9 protein-coding genes are annotated in these 22,702 nt (G+C 42.1%); 3 read left to right on the top strand and 6 right to left on the bottom strand.

What is annotated here, in order from left to right; genetic code table 11:
• Positions 1-45: 45 nt before the first annotated feature.
• The gene (gene dhaK, locus GOP56_RS04080) at positions 46-1,809 is read right to left on the bottom strand and encodes a dihydroxyacetone kinase subunit DhaK (protein ID WP_163244589.1); all 1,764 of its coding nucleotides are present in this window, start codon (positions 1,807-1,809) and stop codon (positions 46-48) included.
• Position 1,810: 1 nt separating this feature from the next.
• Positions 1,811-2,944, bottom strand: a complete 1,134-nt coding sequence (locus GOP56_RS04075; protein WP_163244588.1) for a glycerol dehydrogenase — start codon at positions 2,942-2,944, stop codon at positions 1,811-1,813.
• A 197-nt stretch (positions 2,945-3,141) separates the two neighbouring features.
• On the opposite strand from GOP56_RS04075, the gene GOP56_RS04070 reads away from it, so the two are divergent.
• Together GOP56_RS04070 and GOP56_RS04065 are read left to right on the top strand one after the other, a co-directional pair.
• Positions 3,142-4,170 carry a PocR ligand-binding domain-containing protein gene (locus GOP56_RS04070; protein ID WP_163244587.1) on the top strand — a complete coding sequence of 343 codons (1,029 nt, stop codon included), beginning with the start codon at positions 3,142-3,144 and terminating at the stop codon, positions 4,168-4,170.
• 186 nt (positions 4,171-4,356) lie between these two features.
• Positions 4,357-5,133, top strand: a complete 777-nt coding sequence (locus tag GOP56_RS04065) for an ANT(4')-I family aminoglycoside nucleotidyltransferase (RefSeq protein ID WP_163244586.1) — start codon at positions 4,357-4,359, stop codon at positions 5,131-5,133.
• A 205-nt stretch (positions 5,134-5,338) separates the two neighbouring features.
• On the opposite strand, the gene GOP56_RS04060 is transcribed toward GOP56_RS04065, so the two are convergent.
• Both GOP56_RS04060 and GOP56_RS04055 read right to left on the bottom strand, forming a co-directional pair.
• Positions 5,339-6,037 (bottom strand): BclA C-terminal domain-containing protein, encoded by a 699-nt coding sequence (locus GOP56_RS04060; protein WP_163244585.1) that lies wholly within the window; start codon positions 6,035-6,037, stop codon positions 5,339-5,341.
• A gap of 633 nt (positions 6,038-6,670) precedes the next feature.
• A complete protein-coding gene (locus GOP56_RS04055; RefSeq protein WP_003337418.1) occupies positions 6,671-7,225 on the bottom strand; it encodes a helix-turn-helix domain-containing protein in 555 nt (184 codons plus the stop codon).
• A gap of 114 nt (positions 7,226-7,339) precedes the next feature.
• Between GOP56_RS04055 and GOP56_RS04050 the strand changes: the two genes are divergently transcribed.
• Positions 7,340-7,924 carry a LysE family transporter gene (locus GOP56_RS04050; protein WP_163244584.1) on the top strand — a complete coding sequence of 195 codons (585 nt, stop codon included), beginning with the start codon at positions 7,340-7,342 and terminating at the stop codon, positions 7,922-7,924.
• 304 nt (positions 7,925-8,228) lie between these two features.
• Here the strand turns inward: GOP56_RS04050 and GOP56_RS04045 are convergent, their stop codons facing one another.
• Entirely contained in the window at positions 8,229-9,242 is a 1,014-nt protein-coding gene (locus GOP56_RS04045) for a hypothetical protein (RefSeq protein ID WP_163244583.1), read from the bottom strand.
• 319 nt (positions 9,243-9,561) lie between these two features.
• Entirely contained in the window at positions 9,562-22,665 is a 13,104-nt protein-coding gene (locus GOP56_RS04040) for an SDR family NAD(P)-dependent oxidoreductase (RefSeq protein ID WP_163244582.1), read from the bottom strand.
• Between the last annotated feature and the right edge of the window lie 37 nt (positions 22,666-22,702).

The following is a 22,702-nucleotide window of genomic DNA, read 5'->3' as shown; positions in this document are numbered from 1 at the left end:
TTACATTTAGGGAGTTGCTTTAATCTAGGAGTTGCTTTAATCCGTTTACTCTAGAGCTTGAGCTAGCTGTGTGAAAATAACTCCCAATGCAAAAGCTCCTGCATCTGGATACCCGAGACTTCTTTCACCGACTGTTCCTGCTCGGCCCATTCTAGCGACAATGGACTCGGTCTTCTTAGCTCCGAGTACTGCAGCTTCTGCCGCTTTGGTAGCTGCTGTCTTACTATCATCGCCCTCTTTAGCACTTTGCTCCCAGGAATCGGAAAAAGGTACAAGCGCATCAATCAAGGTCTTATCGCCGACCACTGCTCCTCTTCCAAAGGACCTTTCACCCGTATCCTGAATGCCTTTGACAACAGCCTTCATCATGCCAGCGAACTCAGAAACGGATAATTCGGTCTTGTCTTTGGCAAATTTACTTGCGGCTCGGAAGGCTGATCCCCAAATCGGCCCAGAAGCCCCACCACAATGCTCCATAATGACCAAGGAGCAGGCATTCAGAAAATCTCCTATATCGGTGACATGATGCTGGGTAATTTCCTGCCACTCATTTTTCAATTGCTTGAAGCCTTTCGCCACGCTCATGCCGAAGTCACCATCGCCTGCATGAGAATCTAGCTCGCAGAAAGCAACCTCATTTTCGATAATGACCTCACTCATTTTGTCAATCAAATATATTAGGTTGTGTAGCGAGAATACATTGTTCTCAATCTTTGCATATTGCTTATCCGTCTCACACTGATAAGAAACGGTGTGACTCAGTTGTTGCGACTCCAATACTACTTCGTCTGCACGCAACGGGCTAAATGGCTGGTTAATTTGTAGTGCTGGGGTATCGCAGCTTGCCTCTAAATAACGCTTAAGTTGATCGTCTAGTGAGATGAACGACACCGAAGCACCTGCCATATCTATGCTTGTCATATAGTTGCCAACGAATACCTTAAAGATCGATACGTTGCTCTTATTGATTTCACGAACAACTGCATTTGCCAGCAAATACAATTCCTGTAATGGCGATCCGCCGAATCCATTAATCAATACGCCAATTTCTTGTTGTGAATTGTCTTTGATGTTCATATCTCGGAATAAATCTGCTACCATTTTCTTGGCTAATTCATTAGCAGATACAAGCTTTTCTCTGCGAATTCCTGGCTCTCCGTGGATGCCTACACCGTACTCAATCTCATCCTCACTCAATTCGAAGGTAGGTGTCCCTTTAGCAGGAACTGTACAAGATGTAAGTGCAAAGCCAATGCTTCTGGTGCGATCTATAGCCTTTTGAGCTATTTCCTTTACTTCACTTAATTCCTTTCCTTCTTCTGCTGCTGCTCCGGCAATTTTATGAACCAATACGGTTCCGGCAACGCCCCTTCTTCCAACAGTGTACAGACTGTCTTCCACTGCGATATCATCATCAACTTTGACATAATCGACTAGCAACCCGTCTTCGGCTGCAAGATGTGCCGCATTTTTAAAATTCATGATATCTCCGCTGTAATTTTTAATGATCAGCAACGTACCTTTCTTACTGGCAGAGGCTTTGATCGCTTGATAGACCTGAATCTGAGATGGCGAAGCAAATACATCTCCACAGACAGCAACATCTAACATTCCGCTCCCAACAAATCCTGCATGTGCAGGCTCGTGCCCGCTGCCTCCACCGCTAATAAGCGTAACCTTATCTGTATTGATTTCTCTTTTCTTCATTATCTTATGTTTACTTATAAATTCTAAATCCGGATGTGCAAGTACCATTCCACTACACATTTCTCTTACCAGCGTTTCCGGCTTGTTCATGATTTTCTTCACATTACTCACCCTTTTTCTTAAATTCCTGCCCGATTTGATCCGCTACCATAATGGCGGCTACTACATCTTCTTCACTCACAGGAAAAGGCATAGAATGAATAGACTCTTCTAGTATACAAGCTTTCTTTGCGACATTCATCAGCTCGGCTCTGGTGACACTCGTTACACCGATATCAGAAAGACACACCGGAAGTCCTACACTTACGCAAAAATTCAATACCTCGTTTATTTCTTTCCTGTCTGCATTTTCAAGCACCAATTGAACAAGTGTTGAAAATGCGACCTTTTCACCATGATAATACGAATGGGTTCCTTCCAATGCGGTTAACCCATTATGAATGGCATGTGCCGCCGCCAGACCTCCGCTTTCAAACCCTAGACCTGATAAAAGAATGTTGGTTTCAATTATGTTTTCAAGCGCAGGAGTAACAATATTAGAATCACAAGAGATTTTAGCTTTAAGTCCGTCTTCCAGCAGTGTTTCATAGCAGAGCTTTGCAAGGGCAAGAGCAGCTTTTGTTCCTTTGGCTGGCTGACCTACTCCAGATATTGCTCCACAAGGAATTCCTGCATTCACATTGGAATAAGAGTTAGAAGTTGCTCTAGCTTCAAAGTAAGTAGAAAGCGCATCTCCCATGCCCGAGACAAGAAAACGCGTAGGTGCATGGGCAATAACAGTTGTATCGATCAGCACTACGCTTGGACTTTGTTTAAAGTAGGCATAGTCATCAAATTCCCCTTCTGGTGTATAAAGGACAGCAGAATGGCTTGTTGGAGCGTCCGTCGCAGCAATGGTCGGAACGATAATTAACGCCTCGCCCTCTGCTACGCATTTTGCGGTATCGATCGCTTTTCCTCCACCCAATCCAATCGTGCAGGAACAAGCGTGTTCCTTCGCAAGTTGTTGTAATCTATGAACTTCATTACGAGAACACTCTCCATTGAAACCGCTCTCAATTATCGTTACGCCAAATTGTGCCATGGTATGTTCAAGCTTATCTTTTACACGATTTATGTCATCCTGATGAGCAATTAGAAGAGCAGAATCACCAAATGTCTTGATGAAATACCCTAGATTGACTAATTCATTTTCACCTTGAACATACTTAGTTGGGCTAATAAACGCTTTTCTCATTTGAATAATCCTCCTCTGTGCGATTATATCCCCATTATAGAGCTACCTTGTCCGAAGATCATCGAACGATTTACTCCAAATAAAGCGCTTTCTCATCGTATTATCTTGTCCTGCATGTCCCAAAATGGTATTATCTTGTCCTGCCATCAGACTATTATGCTATAATAATGCGAAGGTACGAAAGGAGAGTAGATCTCATGACCTTGCATGTTAAATTGGACAAAATTATAGATCTAACAAAGTGGCAGAAACTGCAAGACTCACTCTCTCTAGTCACTAAAATGGCGATTATCACAACTGATTATAAGGGTGTACCCGTGACACAGCACAGCCAATGCCAGAGCTTCTGTCAAGCGATACGAAAAGACCTTGCATTGTCCGAATACTGCCAAAAATGTGATGCAAGAGGCGGATTGGAGGCTGTGCGACTGAATCGGCCGTATATCTATCTGTGCCATTTCCATATTATAGATATCGCCATCCCTATTATTGTCAACAATCAGTATATTGGAGCTATTATGGCAGGGCAGGTAAAATTACGTGATAATCCATTGGAGCTGGAACAAATAGTAACCCGGCCAACCAATGTCGATACCCATAAAAAGCTCCTTGGCTTGGAACAAGACTATGCCTCCCTTCCCGTCTTGTCCTATGATGAAATAACAACCATTTCTGAAATGCTGTATCACTTATGCAATTACATTGTGGAAGAAGCCATCACGAAAAATTCAACTATTGATATGTATCGTCATGCGCTCACATCGGACAAACCTGTTATTAATGCTATTGCCGATCACTCGTACCGTAATATCCAAACCATAAAAAAAGAGCTGGAAAATACGCTTATTGATAGTCAGATCATAAACATGTCTACCCATAAAAGAATTTCCACCAGCACCATTCTTCAACCGGCCTTTGATTATATTTATGCTCATAAAAATGAAAACTTTACATTAGCGGATATGGCTGTTATTTGCCATGTTAGCCCTAGCTATTTCAGTCGTTTGTTCACCAAGGAAACCGGGGAGAATTTTTCTGTGTTCCTTCCACGCTTGAAGATAGAGTGGGCTAAACAAATTTTAGAGACAACCGATCTCTCCATTTCTCAAATCAGCAATGAATTAGGATTCAGCGAGCCTAGCTATTTTATTAAAACATTCAAGAAATTCGAAAGGATAACACCTTCTGTCTATCGTAATGTATATAGTAAGAGGGATGGTACCTAGGGAAGAAATGGGCAGGGAAAGATTTCCTTTTCCAATTGTCCCATGCAGGAAATTGAGTCTGATTGGGTATAATCCCCCATAATGTATGGGGAGGAGTTCTTATGCATCCAAAAATTGTCCCCCGTTAATCCCGAGGTCCTCCATTCATGTATTGTATCAACCTCACCCCAAAATTTACAAAGGGAGATGTATGAGAATATGAATGGACCTGTAAAAATTTCTCGAAGTGAAAGACTTCAAAACTGCCAAGAAATTGCCGCGAGGTTACATGAGGTATACAAAGATAAAGTCCTGGCCATAGGAATCTATGGATCTGTTTCCCGAGGTACAGACGGCCCTTTTTCAGACATTGAGATGTTTTGTGTATTAGAAGAATCCAGCGAAGACGTAGAATTTAGTTATGAATGGTCAGCGGGACCTTGGAAAGCTGAAGTGAATGTATACAGTGCAAATGTCCTTCTGAAAACAGCCGCTACTGTGGAAGGAGATTGGCCACTTACACATGGCCCCTTCTTTGCCCTGCTTAGTCTGTATGATCCTAAGGACTTTTTTTCAACGCTAAAAAATGCGGCAGATTCACCAACAAAGGAAGATTTTACACAGGCAGTCAATGGAGTTCTTGTAGGAGAAATGTATGAATTTATCGGGAAGCTTAGAAATGCACGTCTAAACGGCCATCTTACCTATCTGCCCTATTTGACCATGCAATTTGCACAATACGGTGCCATGGTGATCGGGTTGCACAATCAAAAACTCTACTCGACTGGGGCCATGGTTTTGCCCGAATCATTGGAACTCGCGAATCGTCCGGCAGGGTTTGACGAGGTAGCTAGACTGGTGATGTCTGGAAACTTAGCAGAACCGTCCAAAATAATTGTCGCCTGCGAAGATTTTTGGAATGGCCTCATAGCCTGGGTAGCGGAACATCATTATGTGATTCATTCAGAACGAATTCCTTTTTGATCAAGGAAAAAACGAGCCCCTGCAAGAGAGGCCTTAGATTGTTGAGAAAGCCCCGCTTTTTAGTGGGGCTTTCTTCTATTATGGTGATTTTTCTCAAGAAAAAATGGATTTATCATTTATGATGTTAGGCAAAATTACAAAAAAAAGAGGCCATCGAATTTTTTCAACAGCCTTCAAACAGAGTAATCACTGAATATTTTGTATGTTAGGCAATTTTTTCAATTACTAAAGAGGCACTTACAACTGCAGGACCCGCACCTGATACACTATTTTGTAATACGGTATTCCCATCAATGTTACGTAAGGTAAGAACATCCCCTGCTGTAAAAGTGGTGATCACTTGCCCGCTATAAGTTTGGTTACCTGAACCAGCTCCAAAATTTGAGCCTGGTATTTGTACTAGACCATTGAATAAAGCAAATGCGGAAGTGCCCTGTTGTGGAAATACCTCATAAGTAATGAGATAAGTACCTGTTTGATTTATCGTGATGGGAGCAGTGCCTGGAGTATGGGTAACTAAAGTTGGAGGTGAGATGATTCCATTCGTATTAAAAGTGACCGCAGTATTTAATGCTAAGGTTTGTTGTGTTGTGTCAAATATATTTGCGAAACCTAAAAGACCTCCGCTTGCTCCTGTTGCTCCTGTTGCTCCCGTTGCTCCTGTTGCCCCGGTTGCTCCGGTTGCTCCTGCTCCTCCTGTTCCTCCTGTTGCCCCGGTTGCTCCTGTTGCTCCTGGTGCCCCGGTTGCCCCGGTTGCCCCGGTTGCTCCTGTTGCTCCGGTTGCTCCTTGTGCTCCGGTTGGTACATTAATCTTGATTTTATTCTTTACTTTGCACTTGCTATTATTTTTCTTACATCTGCATTTTTTATGTCCACATTGCCAGCATCTTTCATGGTTACCCATAATGAAATTCCTCCTTTAACATACGTTACTAAATCGTATGCTACAGAGATAATGTCCGATTGGACTATTTCTCCAATTAGTTCTTTTAAAGGGCAAAAACCGTATAAAACATGACAGTTGTAACAGAATTAGAAATATGATTAAGTTTGTTGTCGAGTTGCTCATGTATAAAGGTTCCAAAATAAGATTCTAGGTAAAGAGGCCAAAAAAACATAAACTACCTCTAATCCCCAAACTGTATGCATTTGACATATAATTGGGATAAATTAATTTATCAATTTGAGGAGCTTAATGAAAAGAATCAGAAATCCTTTAATACGTATATGGAGGGAATAGTATTCTCCTAGAAGTAAAACGTAGAATTTTGCTTCAAAATCATATGGAGAGAAAGTTATTTGGGGAATTTGGGATAAAATAGAAAAATCCTTAGAAGAGATACTTCCTTCAAAGAACTTTTTCTATTAGGTATTGTGAATGGATAATGGGGAATTTAAAGAAGAATTAGGGACTTCTGTGTATAGAAGTCCCTTGTTAAGCCTTTCAGAAAATTTCAAAGTGATTTAAAAAATTCCGCTTAGATAAAACTTATATAAGTTTAGCCTAAAGATGATGAAATACCCCTAGCAGTAGGAATTAAGTTGGATAATACAAAATCATACTCAATCGGGTTAATGTCCTTCCTGCATTATGATAGGTATGGGGGCTATCTGCCTTAAATCTGATAGAATCACCACTTCTAATCGTATACTCATTGTTATTTACACATACAGTTAGCTCCCCTTCAAAAATAGTGAGAAACTCTTCCGTTCCCTCCATATGCGCATCAGAGCTTAGAAAACCACCCTTTTCTATCTCGACTGAGTAAACTTCAAAGCGTCTGTCATCATCAAACAAAAAATTGGGAAAGACTCGATATTTTCCATTGTCTTCAGATAATGTTTTAATTTCATTTCTCAAAACAACTTGAGTATCTGGTTGTGGATTATTTATGAGTGAAGTAAAAGAAATCTTTAATCCATTTGCGATTTTCCAGATAGTTGTAATCGTAGGGCTCGATTCCCCTCTTTCGATTTGACCGATCATCGTTTTGCTTACTCCAGTTAGTTCAGCAACTCTTTCAAGACTTAATTTCTTACTTTCACGAAAGGCTTTTACGTTTTTTGCAATGATAAGATGTATCTCCTCCATAAAAACACTCCTATCCTTCTGTACAAGATAACGTTCGTTTCGTACAATAAAAAGTAAATCGTTATATTGTTCGTTCTGTACATTATAACATACAACACAAAAGGAGGTTCTGATATGCCTTTCTTATCAATGCTGCTGTATGCTTTTGTTTCTAGTTTTACACCAGGCCCAAATAACATTATGGCTATGTTATTCGCGAATAAATATGGCTTTAAGCAGACATTGCGATTTTGTTTAGGAGTAGGGGCTGGTTTTTTCGTCATCATCGTAATGAGCTGTTATTTTAATCTTGTGCTTAAAAATTTTATTCCAAAAATTGAATTGATTATGTCCATTCTAGGTGCCGCCTATATGATATATTTGGCTATCAAAATCATTACTAGTACAAATCATGATCAAGATACTGATAGAGATAAAAGTAACAGTTTTTTAGCAGGTATGCTTTTACAATTTGTGAATCCAAAAGGTATTTTATATGGCATAACCGTAATATCAACTTTTATCATTCCCTATCACACTTTACATCTTAGCTTATTATATAATTCATTGCTTCTAGCTTTTATTGGCTTTATGGGAACTTTCAGTTGGAGTGTATTTGGTTCGATTTTTAAAACAGTCTTATCTAAGTATAGAAATCAATGTAACGTAGTTATGGCTTTATTGTTATTATATAGTGCGATTTCGATCCTTTTCATTTAGGCAGAAGAGTTTCAAAAATCTGCAAAGAAAGATTTGATTACATGACGAAAAACCTGTGTTGACACTACCTTTTTACAGAGGAATTGAGTTCGGTCAGAAGTAGCAAAATGTAGGGAAAAGACTCGCTCTTTATCTGTTCGTGCAAGAGCTCGCTGATCAAGATCGTGCTGAACTTACCGAGGAACAATCAGATCAAAAAGACAATTGGTAGTATCCCCGCCAAACGATTACTTGGCGGGTAGATACTGTATCCTTCTCTCAAACAGGAAGTAACCCTATAAGTGATGGACAATCTATCATCAATTTAGTTCATCAACCCTTTTTCCGGTTTAATAGAAAAAGTCCAAAAGGTTCCTTTCTTATTGATGCTAGCCTTGATCGTTGGCATCCCTTTTTTAGTAAAAGTATACTCATTATCATGAACGGAAACATCGTAGCCTTTGAGGTCTAATTGAAACCACTTTTTTACCATTGGACTGGCCGCGAGTATCGCTTTTTCTTTGGTATAGAAAGGTTTTGCAAATACCTTTTGGCGTTCCTCATCGGAGACATAGTCAACCTCTTTGCTTGAGGATACTGACACCAATTTACCTGTTTTAGCACCTACATATACGGAGTAACCGTGCTGTCTGTCCCCAAAAGACCACACTTTATCGATGCTTTCTTTCGAACTAGTATAGATTCTGGCAGTTGGTAGAAGTTGAACCGATTGAGTTTTGGCCAGCTCTTTTATCGCTTTCTCGGCGATTTTTACTTTGCTTGGATCAATTTGTTCAGTCTTATACGAGGCTCCAGCAGAAATTACCTGTTCTGTCAGTGCATCAAGTAAGACAGAAGCTGAGTCATTATCTGATCGAAACAACCAGACATCCTCCTTCTCCCATTTCGTTCTTTCTACGCTAGTAATCTTAAAAGTTCGTTTTTCATCTAGCCCCTTTAATGTTCTCATAACGGATTCTTGTAAGCTGGGTTTCACTTCTTCAAATGAAAATCTGACATTCACATGCTTTACCTCGCCCGTTTTTTTATCGACAAGGATATTGCCTCGATTATCTTTGGCTTTAACGACCCAGGAGCTCGGATTTTGCCCAACAATTTCGTCTAATTCAATTTCAACCCCTTCTGCTATAGATTGCATGGCCTTCTTCATTGTTTCAATCACATTTTTGTCTAGTTCTGTAAGGGATGGTAGTTTCATTTGTGTAGCCGGTAAAACATTCTCTGCTGCATACACGGATGATATCACCCCAGAAAAAGATGGTACGGTCTGTACCAATAGAGTAAGTGTGCATACCGCTAAAAGCGCTTGTTTTTTCATCGTATGACATCCTTTCTGTTTGTTAATCACTTATTTGATCCAGCAAAACAGATATTGTTACACTTATCAATAAAAAAAGGAGCCTGATGAAGACACAAGTTCTCTTTCGAAAAAAGATAGGGTTGCTCTCCTCTCCTATTCCTAGTTTTTCTTTTGCTCGTTTGGAGCAATAAATTTTGTGAATCCGCCAAATAAATCTGAAAAAAAAAAGAGACCCGCCAGAAAAGGACAGGTCTCTTTACGACATCATAGATGAAACTTACTAAGATCGAGCGTTGATGTCGCTGATTTATTGTAAAAACGATTGTAATCATTAAAATTACTTGTCATCTGTAGCGTACAGCTTTTCACATATAGCAATTATTGCTTGTAGTGATTGTGGTTCTGCCAGGAGGAACATATGGTTAGGTGAGTCCACATCTACTAGATTTAGGTTAGGCAATTGACTTATCCACCCCTGCCAATATGCTCGATGGTCCAAAGAGAGGGAATCTTCCTCCGTTACAAAATAAGGCTCTAATTCCCCTAAAAACAGTTCACTTTTATTTCGGAAATAATAGCAAGTTACTCCATGTGGGTCTACTAACGGAGATGCCGCGTAATGTTTTAGGTCGAAAGCCTTTTGAATCCTTACATTTTGCTGAATTTGTGCCTTGAGTTGATCCTTTGGAGCCGGAATTCCTCTTTCTTGAGCAAGTTCAATAAGCTGATCCAAAAATGTCTCATCATCCGCAAGGCAATTCAATTCATCCCTATGAATGAGGGAATGCATCGGATTAGCCTGTTCAGCAGATTTTGCCGCTACCAAAGCAATGTTAATGGTTTGTAAATTTTTGGACTTCGTTGAGATTTCAGCCGATTGGATTTCTGAGTCATAATACGTGTCCAGCATTACTAGGGTATCAACCTTCTCTCCCATTACCTGAAGCTGGCGCGTCACTTCATAGGCTAGCAGGCCGCCTAGTGAATATCCCCCCAGATCATACGGACCCTCGGGTTGTATACTTCGAATAATCTTAACGTAGTAGGCAGCCATTTCATAGATACCCTGTAATGGTAATGAGTCGTTCATCCAGCCTTTGGCTTGAATCCCATAGAATGGACGTTCACTGTATTGGGCAATCTCCTTGTAAACTTCAACTCCGCCAGTAGAACCATGAATCCAAAACACCGGCCGACCTTGTACGCCTCTATTCAAGCGTACTAATTCAGGAAACTCAGCCCAAGTCTTTGCTAGGAGCGTCTCTATAGGCACCTGAGGACCCTTTGTATCCTTTTTCGATAGCGTAGCAAGCATATCTAGGATTTCTTGAACCGTTCTACATTCCTGCAATTGCAGTAGGTGAACAGAAGCATTCACATGTACCTGGAGCTGTTGTAGGAATTGGATAAAATGAATCGAGTTCATACCATATTGTTGCAGTGGCCGATCCAGATGGACTTCAGAAGGCTCCATTCCTAAAAGACGAGAAATAATATCGAGCACCTGTTCCTTCATCGATTTCTCAGGAGCTTCTGGAATATCTAGCGAATTGTTTACCTGATAATCACAATCCTTGACAGACTCCGTTTCACGTCTTGTCCCAATCCAGCAACGACGCTTTTGGAATGGATAGGTTGGTAAGGAGATTGTCCGGGCCACCCGATTTTGGTGGATCATCTTCCATGGAATCTCGCCCCCATTTGTCCAATATACCGCAAGCTTTTCTAAATCCAGCTCGGCTACCATTACGCGCAAAAACATTTCTCCAGTCTTTCCTGATAACAAATGTGTAATCTCTGAACGCTGCTGTCCCAATTCTCCTGTATAAATTGGTAGAGTAAATGCTTCCTCCGTATCAGACTCTGTAGAGAACAGATATTCTTGTAAGCCTCTGACCAGCTCTTCGCGGTTTGCGACGATGATTGCTAAGCGGGTTTCCATCGCTTCTCGTGCGGTTTGCAGTGTAAGCGCTAGGTCTGCAAGAGAAATATGCTCAGCTTCATTGATAAATTGCAGCATCTGGCGAGCCGATGCCTGTAAACTGGTTTTATTTTTTGCAGATAAAACAATCATTTGTGGCGTATTTTCAATGGTGATGACAGAATCCTTTGGCTGTGGAGCAATATATTCCTCCACAATGATATGGGCATTCGAGCCACCTGCACCAAACGAGCTTAGCATAGCACGCCGTGGTAATTCACTCTCATGTGCTCCTGTTTGAATCACAGGACGTTTCCACTCTTCCAATTCTCGCTGAACATAGAATGGAGTGTCTTCAAAACGAATATTAGGATTGAGATTATCTGCCTTTATAGATGGAACTAACTGTTGATATTTCAATTGTAAAATCAACTTCGTCAGTTGAGAAATTCCCGATGCTGCTTCGGCATGTCCAATATTTGATTTAACAGAACCAATCGGATATGTTTTTTCATTGGTTGTCTTGTTAAATATCTTACCTAAGGCAGTGATCTCAATAGGATCTCCCAAAGCAGACCCATTCGCAGCAGATTCGATGTAACTAATTGTCGCCGGATCAATCCCAGCTTTTTTAAAGTTATCCTCGATCAGTTTTGCTTGTGCATTAGGATTCGGAACTCCGTAGCCGTTTGTACGTCCTCCGTGATTAACCGCAGTTGATTTAATCACAGCTAGAATAGAATCGTTGTCTTCTATAGCTTTTGACAGAGGTTTTAACAGTACGGCTCCTACTCCCTCAGCAGGGAGATAACCGTCACCAGAACCAAAGCTTCTGCTCTCTGGATGACTTCCCAGTATTTGAAGCATGCTCAATCCAACATATTTATCTGGATGCAATGTTAAATTAACGCCCCCGGCAATCGCTAGTGTAGATTCTCCTTTCCTTAAGCTTTCGCAAGCCATATGGATAGCGATCGCAGAAGAAGAGCACATCGTATCAACCGCTATGCTAGGCCCTTGGAAATTAAAGAAGTGGGATACCCTGTTCGCAATCGAGCTCGATGAAGCCAAAGAGAGAAGCGAATTTTTCAGCTTATCTGAATGTAGCAGGTGGTAATGCTGATATGTTGAGCCAACATAAACCCCAACCTTACCTTCATACTGGTTTTGAATCGTATGTTTTGTATAGCCTACACTCTCCATTAAGTTCCAAACCGTTTCCAAAAATAGTCTATCTTGAGGATCTATTACTTCTGCTTCCAATGGAGAAATGTTGAAAAAGAGAGGATCGAATTGATCTATATTCTCTATAAATCCTCCCCACTTGCAGTAGCTCTTGCCAGGCTTTCCTTTGATCGGATCGTAATATTTATTGTGATTCCAACGATCTTGCGGAATCTCAGTAATACTGTCTATCCCATTTCGCAGATTGTTCCAGAACTGCTCTACATTAGATGCTCCTGGATACTGTCCAGATACTCCAATGATGGCAATTTCCTGACTCTCCTGCGAACACCCCAGATATCGTTTCGTGCTGCTGGAAGCAAAACAGTTTCCTTTTGAATGACTGCCTAAGGAATTCGTTGATGTAGTAGAAGCATCTGAGATAAGCGAAGAGTTTGCTGGACTAGCTGAATTGATCGGCTCCACAATCTTCCATCCATGTACCTGTGAATGTTCCTCCACATTGAGAAGCTCCAGTAGACGTTCACGATGGTTTTCTAGGAAATATTCACTTACTTCACGCATGTTTTGATACTCGAAGAACAGTGTTTTGGATAATGGGCCAAAATCCTTTTCAAGCTCATTTGTCAGTTGCACAATCATAATCGAATCGATCCCATACTTATCTAACGGAGCTTCCTCGTCGATTCGATTAGCGGGCATCTTGATAAAAGTCGATAGCATCTGTCGGAAATAGTTGCTTGCTTTTTTCAGAAGCTTATTCTTGTCCAGCGTCGAAACAGTGTTCTTCCCTTTTTCCATTGGTTCATTTGATTTAGCTAAAATGGCTTCCGAATTATTCGTAGAAGCAGTTTCCCCCAAAGACGAGGTCGGCAACACGTATCGGTCTAATGGGGAATCCTTCAATGAATGGTTCTCGATTCCTATGATTCGAGAAGAAATCCCTTTTAGCCTAATGCATACATTCCCCTTTTGGTCACATAAATCAATATCGAGCTGTTGTACATTTTCCTGAAGGCTGGCTATATCACTTTTTCGAATCCAAGCCCACATCTGAGACACACACGGAGCTAAAACTTCCAATTCTTGAAGAGAGATTGGAAGACCAAGCTTCACCTGATTACCTGTACAATTTTCTAAAGCTGTATTTGCCCAATTCGAATATAATCCAATGGCAGCTTGAAGCACCCCATCTATTTGTCCGGGATGCAATACGTATTGCTCAACTGAATCAGAGAGCGATTGCGATAAGGACAGCTCAGCCAATATCTGGTCGTCACCCGCATAAAGTGCTTTGATTCCCGGATATCCGGCTCTATCATTGAATCCTGCACTTGTCAATGTCTGATAGAATTGTGTACCTACTAGTACCTCCCGATTACACTGTACTAGTAAGTCTTTCACATCGAGCGTCTGGGCCTCTATTTTCGAAACTAGAATTGCTTTACCTTGGCTATGAATCATCCTCTGATTTCTTTCAGGCTGAGCAACTGTATAAACCTCATAGGCGATATCACCATTTTCCTGAGGATATAGTCCAAGATGAACATCCTCTGGCTTTGTACCAAGAACAACAGGGTCAGCCCACGTAACGTCCTTGAGACAAATCGTTGTACCATCTTCATATTCGATTCCAGCCGCCATTACTACCCCTGCTCGTGCCATTTCCAGATGAATGACCTCTGGTAACACTTTCTGCTTACTTACGAACTGATTCGTAACAAAGAACTCTTCTCCGGTAAATCTTGAGCTGTATCTTTGCTCTGTAAAATCTGAGGTATTACGATGTAACAAGGGATGAAGAGCTGATTCTAAGGTTACCTCTTGCTTATTTATTACATCCTGTCCTGCTTTATTGTCTTTTGCTATCCAATAACGTTCTTTGGCAAAAGGATAGGTCGGCAATGGAACTCTGGAATAGAAATCATTTGCAAATAGCCCTTCATAATGAAGTGTGTAGCCCTGCACAAATAATTCACCAACGGTAGACAGATTCTCCAGATACTCATCTGTAGAGAAGCATGTCTGGCTATTTTGAATGCATTGGTTTCCATAGCGCTTTAAGGACGGCTGTTCTCTAATCTTGTTTTCCAATAACTCCGATACATAAACTTGAGCCATTTTGCCTCGATCCAGCCACTTACTTAAGAGCTTCATTAACTCATCCACATTGCGCACCACGCACGCGAAGCGATGATTCAAGTGCTTTCTGCCAAGTAACAACGTATAACTGATATTTCCCAAATCTACATGCTGTTCACGTTCACAATGTGTTAGTAATTGACGCACTTGCTGACGCAGTTGCTCATAGCTACGCGCAGACAAAACTACTAGGTAACCTAGTTGTTGCTGATGACTTCGTACAGAGTGCGGTGCCTCTTCAATCACCATATGGGCATTGGTTCCGCTAAATCCGAAGGCGCTTGTGACAGCGCAGCGCTTTGAATTCGCATCAATTTCCCACTCCCTAAGATTCGTGTTTACATAGAAAGGACTCTCTTCAAACTGAATATTTGTGTTTCCTTCCTCATAATGCAGAGAAGGAGGAATTTGTTTATGTCGAAGCGACAGTAGAATTTTGATCAACCCTGCAACCCCTGCCGCTGCTGTAACGTGTCCAATATTTGTCTTGATGGAGCCTATCGAGCAATATTGTTTTTGATCTGTATAGTGTCGGAATGCCCGGGTCAATGCTTCAAATTCAATCGGGTCACCTAGACGCGTACCTGTACCGTGGGCTTCAACCATTTGAATTTGTTCCGGGTGAACATCAAATGTATCATACACATATCGTTCGAGACGTTCCTGAGAGTTTGCACTAGGTGCGGTAATCCCATTGGTGGTTCCGTCCTGATTGATAGCGGAACCTCGAATGACCCCATAAATGTGATCACCGTCTGCAATCGCATCCTTTAACCGTTTAAGGACAACCACTCCTGCCCCTTCCCCTGGAACAAATCCATCTGCACGATTGTCAAACGTATGACAACGGCCCGTTGGTGACAACATCCCTGCTCGATTTGAGTTAATATAGAATGCTGGTGTGGTTTGAACGAAGACTCCCCCAGCTAATGCCATTTCGGTTTCTCTTGTCCACAAGCTTTGGCACGCCAAGTGTATGGCCACAAGGGAACTGGAGCAAGCCGTATCTACCGTTACTGCTGGACCTTGTAAGTTTAAATAATAGGCAATTCGAGCCGGAATAATGGAAGGAGCATTTCCCCACATGGCTTGTGCAGGGGAATCATCACCGATCAAATGTACATAATCCCCAATGTTATATCCTACGTACACACCGCATGGGCGTCCGTTCATTCCATCCCCAGCATAACCAGCATTCTCTAATGCTTTCCAAGATTCTTCCAGGAAAATTCTTTGCTGTGGGTCCATATATGTAGCTTCAAAGCCAGATATATTAAAGAAAAGCGGATCGAATTGATCGATGTTATCAAGGAAGCTACCATGCTTGCAATATGGAGTGGCTCCGTTCGAAACGGAAGATAAATCCCATCTCGTCACTTCTTCAATTAAATCCTTGCCATTTGCAAGATGTTCCCACAATTCGTCAACCGTATTCGATTTTGCAAACCGCCCGCTCATCCCAATAATCGCAATTGGTTCCTTTTGAACCGAATGATCTGTTTCCGTTGCTTCTTCAGCTTCTGTTGGAATGGCTTGATAATCTTTGCTCTTTGCATCCATTGAATCTGTTGGTAGGAATTCTTGCCCGATTGATGCTGAAACAACAGCTTTAAAATCAGATAAGATATAATTTGTAAGCTGATTGACGGAGCTGTAATCAAATAGGACTGTGGTTTTCATATCTGTTTTCAGCATTTCGTTAAGCGTGTTAATCAGATGCACACCGGATATGGAATCCAAACCGTAATCAGCAAAGGAATCATCAAAATCGATCGTCTTGATATCAAGCTTTAAGGTTTGTGCAAGATTCTCTGAAATAAGCTCTCTGACATGATCCTGTAGCATTTGCTCGGTTACTCCAAAAGCATCGGCGGAAGTGGAACTCGCAGCAATACCTTTCACAGCAGCAGGTGCATTCGAATGGTGTGCTGGTTGTCTCTCTAATGCCTCTATGCTCTTTTTATCTGAAGATGCAATAGATTTGGAACGTCTTGTCTGCCGAATGATTCCATCACTTTTTGCCGCAATAATCTGCTGACCCAGATCATGATTTTCTTGTGCGAAAAAGAGTACGGAATCAAATCCTTCCCGCTCTAACAACGTCTGCCACGTATGAGGATACAGCCCTGGACAACCTGGAATGCGTACTTCAGGATCGTCATACAGCCACCAGCCCTCTAGTAAGCCAAAGGTTACATGTGTAAAGATAGCATTGTCGCTAATTTCATTTATCAATAACCATCCGTTTTTCTTTAATGTTGCCTTTGCATTTCGTAATGTTTGACGAATGTTTTTTGTGGCATGAAGTACATTGGCAGCAATGACCAAATCATACTCACCAGAACGAATATCTTGTTCCCATAGTGGCTTCTCCACATTAAATAACTGGTAGGTTACATAAGGGTTCTTGGGACCGTATTCTTTCTGAGCGTGCATGAAGAATGCCTTAGATAAATCTGTATAGCAATATTCTTTTATATGAGATTGATAGGAGGCAAGCTTTTGAAAAACGGTAGCGCTGGTTCCCCCTGTCCCTGCTCCAATTTCCAAGATGCTGATTTGTGTGGTCGGCTCTTGTTCAAGTCGCTCCTGTAAATAGGCGACCGCCGCATCCGCCAGAACGCCATTGTAATAATCCGCGATCGCGTTATTCTTATAAATGCCCTCTACTAACGACATAGACGAGTTTGGAAAAATAACATCGGTTGCAGGAACCGATCCAGTAAGAATATCTGGCAGGGCTCGAAGCATCGTTCCTACTAAAGCAACCTGAGCCTGTGAATTAGCATCCTCACGCCAGGAACTTGTTTGTAGCTCCCATTCTTTCCAAATGGCTTGAGCATTCATTTCCTGCGATACCGTAATAGTATAGAAGTCTTCCTCTTTTTGAAGGAATCCTTTATTTATCAGTAAGGAAAGGCTTTCTTCAAGCCATCGTTCGTACGCTCCATTGAGACCTGCTCTATCTTTTATTTGGTTGATATGAGAAATCTTTTCGGTAAATAGGCCCGCCGCTTGCAGCTGGACAAACAGCAATTTACTTAGCAGCTCGTTCATAACCTGAGCCTGTTCACTTTTCTCCGCCTTTACTTGCTGTATTAGTGAGTTGGAGGTATCCATTCGTGTCAGCAGGTGTGTGTGCGCGGCACTAGATGTTGTATTTCCTGTTAAAATTGACATGTATTCCTTAGGATTCATGTTTTCAACGGGAATCGGCTTGGTTGTCTTCATCACCGCCATCTGTTGATTAGACTCTGTCAGCAGCATTTCCAAAGCCTGCATACCTTCCCGAGGCTCAAGAAGACCAATCCCCATGTCATGCAGCATCTGATACTGCTCCAAAGACTCGACCTCAGCATTCGCCCAGAATCCCCAATTCATTACTCTCACCCTACACGACCATTCAGAAGCTAGCTGATGAGCAAACGCATCCTTGAATGTACAACCTGATGCGTAATGGCTCTGTTCTGGGTTTTTGATGAAGCTAATCAGTGATGAGAAGAACAAAACAAAATCTAAAGGCTCCTCGGAAAAGACCTGAGCCATCCGTACACTGACATCCATTTTTGCCGATAATGCTGCGTTGAATTCGTCTTCCTGCATATCATCCAAACGCTTCTCGAACAATTCCATTGCCGAGTGAACAACGCCATGTATTTGCCCAAATTTCTGTTTGATTTCGGCATATGCTTGTTGCAGGGCCTTTCGATCTGATGCGTCTGCTGCCATGTAGATAGGGGCAGGACCTATACGAGCTAGCTTGTTTAATTTTGTACGGATTCCATCATTAATCTGTCGGCGCCCCATCCAGATGATCTGAGCTTGATAGTTGTGAATCATGTATTCACTCCATATCTCTCCGACTCCTCCCGCGCCGCCGATGACGACATATACCCCTTTCTGCCTGTACATTGATTGCGATTCCTGAATAGATGGTCTACCTGAAGGGATTAATTGCATTCGGTGCCACACACGATCGCGATAGACCCATGCTCCCCCTTTACGTTCTACAGGTAATGTAAGCATGGAAACAAACGGCCACTCACGACCAGCCTCCATATCAAACAGCCTGATTTTCCAATTCGGATATTCTTTCGCCAATGATCCAATCAATCCATGGATACTAGCGTGGGCCGGATTTACTGCATCCTTTTTGGAGATAGGCTGTGCTTGTGTGGTGATGATGCTCAAACCTAGATTTTTTGATCCATAGCCAAGCAAAAGGAGCGCCTTAATCATTCGGAAGCATACGAGAACCTCCTGTTTTTGGTCATGCAAATATGTCTCGTTTTCCATCGATTGAATCTGACGATGAGAAGCCACACACAGGATATGATCAATGCTACCGTATTCCTTTAGCATTCGCCCAATCTCTTCTATTGAATGACTTATTGAAATATCTAGCATCTTCATGTTGGGATAAATGGCTTTCAGTGCATCACGCGCTTGTTCCTCTCCACCGATCATCAGAATTCGGTCTGAAACAACTGGAAACAGGGAATGATCTTCGCGAACGTCCACCGCATCCCATACTGGAGTAAGCATGAAGGTGCCAACTAATGAATCCTCAGCATGTAAGCTTTGGTTCGGGTTTTGGTTCGAGCTACTGTTGATCAAATCTGAACTTATGTTTTTGTCCAAATTTGACTGCACTACGGCACTGCTTACTTGGTCTGGTAGTGCTGGCTGTGATTTAGCTACAAGCTCTGGTAGCCAATAGCGATTTTTAGCAAATGGGTAGGTTGGTAATGCAATTCTCTTAGGTTGGCATTCCCCATAGAACAAATTCCAATCCACATGTAGTCCTTTAGCCCATGATTCTGCTATTTGTGCGTAGTTTCCTTGTGCTATCCATTCGGGCATAAGCTTGTGAGCATCCTGATGTCGATCGTGTTCCTTATTTTTTTGAATGCGTCCCCTCCAGCATTGATCCATGGGTTGCTTACTTTCACTGAATGCTTCTAATTTTCCGATAAGATCAGCCAAATCTTGTACAACAAATACTACCCTTTCCTCCATCGCTTCACGTCCTATCTGTAACGTGTAAGCTACATCCACGAGGTTCATTTCTCTTTTTTCTGGTAAAAACTCCTCCTGTTTTTTGGTGACAGCTATTGGAGAATCAGACAGTATGAGACCACTAGCTATAAGCTTATCTGTATGATGATCGATGAGATAAGTTACGACAGAAGCAATTGAGCCCATCTGGATAAGTTCGCTTACTTCCATGTCGATGAGCAAATATTTCAGAATTTCTTCTTTTACCTTCGTAAGATGTGCAATCTCAATCCCATATTCGTTCCACTCTTGCTCGTTTTCGATTTCGTGCTCTTCTACTTGGATAATGTCTGCAAGCATTTTTTTGAGCATGGCTGTAAGCATTGGCCCCATTTGTAAAGCCTGCATGTCCTGATTGGACTGTATAGATTTAGCTGAATGCTCTACCGCTAGATATCGATGCAGTTTTGTGGCGTACGCACGCAGTCTCTCTTCATTTTTAGCTGAAAGAGGGACGACAAATGTTTCGGAATTTTTACCAGCTAGTGAAGAAAGCTGTTCCTCACGCGGGATGAATTCCTCCAGAATGATATGTGCATTTGACCCGTATGCCCCAAATGAGCTTAATCCTGCTCGTCTAGGGTAGCTGACGGAAACCCCATTTTCAGTGTGGACAGGTTGTTTCCATTCATTTGTTTGATGCTGTACATAAAACGGAGATTGGGTAAAATCAATAAACGGATTTATTTCTTCTGAATGTAGCGAAGGCACTAGCGTTTTGTGATGGAGCTGCAACGCGACTTTAATCAAGCCACAAATTCCCGCAGCCGATTCGCCATGCCCAACATTGGATTTCACCGAGCCGATCGAGCAATATTGGCGGTCTTGTGTATACTCCTGGAACGCTTTCACCAAGCCTTGTATTTCAATTGGATCGCCTAATGAGGTTCCCGTTCCATGAGCCTCTATATAGCTGATCGTTCTGGGATGTATTCCTGTTTTCTCAAGGCAAGTCGCTATCAAGTCAGCTTGAGCTACTGGACTTGGCACGGTGATTCCACTTACAGTACCTACATGATTGACCGCGCTACCTTTAATAACTGCATAGATGTGATCACCATCTTGGATTGCCTTGCGCAGTGGCTTTAAGAGAACAGCACCAGTTCCCTCCGCAGAAACATATCCATCCCCTTCTTTGCCAAAAGTGCGGCAATATCCATCGCTTGCATGCATATTGGCAATACCCAAGGTCTTATATTTATCAGGATGTAACGATAGATTAACACCCCCGGCAAGAGCTACCTCACACTCTTTTCGTTTTATGCTTTCTAAAGCCATATGCACAGCAGTAAGCGATGCCGAGCATAACGTATCAATCGCTATGCTCGGACCATGGAAATTACAAAAATAGGATACACGATTTGCAATATACGAGTGGCTTAGTGAAAGCGGTAGCAACTGACCTTGTGACATTCGTTCCGAGCCAAGCAAGGCATAGTCTTTATGCATCACTCCAGCAAATACACCCACGTGATTTCTTTTATTTTTGCCCTTTGGAGCAACTAAGGTAGACGGCTTATAGCCTGCATCCTCTATCGCCTCCCAGCATGTCTCTAAAAACAGACGTTCTTGTGGGTCCATAATTTCGGCTTCACGTGGCGAGATTCTAAAAAACTGGGCATCAAAGCAGTCTGGATCATCAATAAAGCCTCCCCATTTAGAGACGCTTTTTCCTGAAGGAGATGTAAGCCCTTCGAATTGTTTCCAATCCCATCTAGATCGAGGGACTTCGCTGATGCAATCTTTACCAGCTTTAAGATTAGCCCAGAATTCTTCAAGGTTATTGGACTTTGGAAAACGACCAGCCATACCTATAATAGCTATATCGCCCTCGTTGTCTTGCGATTGAGCTTCCTGATTCATGTGAGCAGTCGTTTCTCGTTCGTTTACCTGCCAAATCGGCGAGGAATTCAAATGAAGCGATTGCTCAATCCGTTGCTCGATCTCCTTTTCCGCCGAGTAATGATCGTTGAAGTGGGATGCGTACTTTTCCATCAGGTACCCAGATAATTCGGCAATAGTTGTATATTCAAATAATAGCGTCGGTGGAAGCGATTCTTCTACTTTGATCTCGATTGCTTTCACAACCTCTAATAAGCCAGGTGAATCCAATCCCATTTCATAATAACCAACGTATGAGTCGATTTCTTCTTCCGGCTTATCCAATCGTGTAGCCAGCAATTGGCGTAAAAAAGCTTCCGTTCCTGTCACACTTTTCGGATCAAGGTTTGGGGTGGAGTCGCTACCAGATGATGGCAGCGACGATAAACCTTTTTCCGCTTGGGATTTTTCAAGAGTGGCTGAATTGTTTACTTCAGCTCTCCGCACAATTTTCATCGTATAATTGGCAACTTCAGCAACTTTCTTCCCATCTTGATTGAACAACTCTAACGTCATACTAAGGACTTCATTTTTCCGTTTGACTGATGATGCTTGCACCCTCGTTACGCAGCTTTCTTGTACAAGAATTTCACCTCTAAACGATTCAAAAAAGATCGGTAAAAATAGTTGGTTTTCCTCATGCACGAGAGAGGACAATAGAATTGCAGCTCCAACGCAGCTCGCATCAATTAAAGTGGGATGGAACATGACATCACTTGCGCTTTCAAGTGCCTCTCCATCTAAGGAAATATCCACCAGAACCCCTGCTTCCGCATGAAAGCTGTTTCCTATTGCCTTCATAAAGCCAGTATGAACAAGCCCAAGAGCTCTAAATTGCTCGTAGGCTTGTTCTAATGACGTACTTTGGGTTGCCTGCTGTTTCGCTCTTTGTAAATCCACGGTTTCTTCAAACATAATCGGACACACCCGATGCATTTCAGCCGTGATGTACCTCTTTTTCTCATCGCTTAGGAGTTGACCTCGCTTTTCCTGTCCCTCCACAGCAATTTTCCAATGTCCTTCTTCCACTTCTTCGCACTGAATGCTAACTAGCACATCGAAATCTTGACCCACAACTAGTGGATTGTAAATGGAGACATTGCGTAGCTCCAGCTCCTTATAGTCGTAACCATGCTCCCGAAATATTTGATACATCATATCAATATAAGCAGGACCTGGCAGCAATTCCTGACCGAACGCTTTATGATTCTGTAATATCGGATGCTCAACGCTTAAGAGAAATTGCTCTGTCATGAAGTAACTTCCTCCTCTATTTCTAATGGAACAAAAA

It is taken from the genome of Brevibacillus sp. 7WMA2 (assembly GCF_010748895.1).
GTDB lineage: Bacteria > Bacillota > Bacilli > Brevibacillales > Brevibacillaceae > Brevibacillus_B > Brevibacillus_B halotolerans.
This window is presented reverse-complemented; position numbering and strand designations above follow the sequence as displayed.

Bases quoted from the DNA above. Each gene is read 5' to 3' on its own strand.
- GOP56_RS04075 (WP_163244588.1), bottom strand. From the start codon at position 2,944: ATGAGAAAAGCGTTTATTAGCCCAACTAAGTATGTTCAAGGTGAAAAT.
- GOP56_RS04070 (WP_163244587.1), top strand. From the start codon at position 3,142: ATGACCTTGCATGTTAAATTGGACAAAATTATAGATCTAACAAAGTGG.
- GOP56_RS04065 (WP_163244586.1), top strand. From the start codon at position 4,357: ATGTATGAGAATATGAATGGACCTGTAAAAATTTCTCGAAGTGAAAGA.
- GOP56_RS04060 (WP_163244585.1), bottom strand. From the start codon at position 6,037: ATGGGTAACCATGAAAGATGCTGGCAATGTGGACATAAAAAATGCAGA.
- GOP56_RS04055 (WP_003337418.1), bottom strand. From the start codon at position 7,225: ATGGAGGAGATACATCTTATCATTGCAAAAAACGTAAAAGCCTTTCGT.
- GOP56_RS04050 (WP_163244584.1), top strand. From the start codon at position 7,340: ATGCCTTTCTTATCAATGCTGCTGTATGCTTTTGTTTCTAGTTTTACA.
- GOP56_RS04045 (WP_163244583.1), bottom strand. From the start codon at position 9,242: ATGAAAAAACAAGCGCTTTTAGCGGTATGCACACTTACTCTATTGGTA.
- GOP56_RS04040 (WP_163244582.1), bottom strand. From the start codon at position 22,665: ATGACAGAGCAATTTCTCTTAAGCGTTGAGCATCCGATATTACAGAAT.